Origin of the sequence: Klebsiella sp. RC2 (genome assembly GCF_014192815.1) — a bacterium.
Classification (GTDB): Bacteria; Pseudomonadota; Gammaproteobacteria; order Enterobacterales; family Enterobacteriaceae; genus Klebsiella; species Klebsiella variicola.
In genome coordinates this window covers 1-1,303 of sequence record NZ_JACHYL010000015.1, presented here as the reverse complement: position 1 = coordinate 1,303, position 1,303 = coordinate 1, and the positions used below count along the sequence as shown (strand labels likewise).

Genomic DNA, 1,303 nt, shown 5'->3' with positions numbered 1-1,303 from the left:
AATGAATTGACGGGGGCCCGCACAAGCGGTGGAGCATGTGGTTTAATTCGATGCAACGCGAAGAACCTTACCTGGTCTTGACATCCACAGAACTTTCCAGAGATGGATTGGTGCCTTCGGGAACTGTGAGACAGGTGCTGCATGGCTGTCGTCAGCTCGTGTTGTGAAATGTTGGGTTAAGTCCCGCAACGAGCGCAACCCTTATCCTTTGTTGCCAGCGGTCCGGCCGGGAACTCAAAGGAGACTGCCAGTGATAAACTGGAGGAAGGTGGGGATGACGTCAAGTCATCATGGCCCTTACGACCAGGGCTACACACGTGCTACAATGGCATATACAAAGAGAAGCGACCTCGCGAGAGCAAGCGGACCTCATAAAGTATGTCGTAGTCCGGATTGGAGTCTGCAACTCGACTCCATGAAGTCGGAATCGCTAGTAATCGTAGATCAGAATGCTACGGTGAATACGTTCCCGGGCCTTGTACACACCGCCCGTCACACCATGGGAGTGGGTTGCAAAAGAAGTAGGTAGCTTAACCTTCGGGAGGGCGCTTACCACTTTGTGATTCATGACTGGGGTGAAGTCGTAACAAGGTAACCGTAGGGGAACCTGCGGTTGGATCACCTCCTTACCTTAAAGAACCTGCCTTTGTAGTGCTCACACAGATTGTCTGATGAAAAACAGCAGTAAAAACCTCTACAGGCTTGTAGCTCAGGTGGTTAGAGCGCACCCCTGATAAGGGTGAGGTCGGTGGTTCAAGTCCACTCAGGCCTACCAAATTTGCGAAGCAAATTTGAAGAGGTTGCAAACGATGGGGCTATAGCTCAGCTGGGAGAGCGCCTGCTTTGCACGCAGGAGGTCTGCGGTTCGATCCCGCATAGCTCCACCATCTTTACTGCAAACACAAGAAAACTTCAGAGTGAACCTGAAAAGGTGCACTGCGAAGTTTTGCTCTTTAAAAATCTGGATCAAGCTGAAAATTGAAACGACACACAGTTAATGTGTGTTCGAGTCTCTCAAATTTTCGCGACACGATGGTGTTTTACGAAACATCTTCGGGTTGTGAGGTTAAGCGACTAAGCGTACACGGTGGATGCCCTGGCAGTCAGAGGCGATGAAGGACGTGCTAATCTGCGAAAAGCGTCGGTAAGGTGATATGAACCGTTATAGCCGGCGATGTCCGAATGGGGAAACCCAGTGCAATTCGTTGCACTATCGTTAACTGAATACATAGGTTAACGAGGCGAACCGGGGGAACTGAAACATCTAAGTACCCCGAGGAAAAGAAATCAACCGAGATTCCCC

At 50.3% G+C, this 1,303-nt stretch carries 2 tRNA genes and 2 rRNA genes; all 4 read left to right on the top strand.

The annotated features are described in order from the left end of the window. Window positions 1-629, top strand: a 16S ribosomal RNA gene (locus FHW76_RS26280); the annotation flags it as partial. 69 nt (window positions 630-698) lie between these two features. After that, window positions 699-775: transfer RNA gene (locus FHW76_RS26275), tRNA-Ile, on the top strand. A gap of 36 nt (window positions 776-811) precedes the next feature. Beyond that, a tRNA-Ala gene (locus tag FHW76_RS26270) sits at window positions 812-887 on the top strand. A 177-nt stretch (window positions 888-1,064) separates the two neighbouring features. Continuing rightward, window positions 1,065-1,303: ribosomal RNA gene (locus FHW76_RS26265) — 23S ribosomal RNA — on the top strand; the annotation flags it as partial.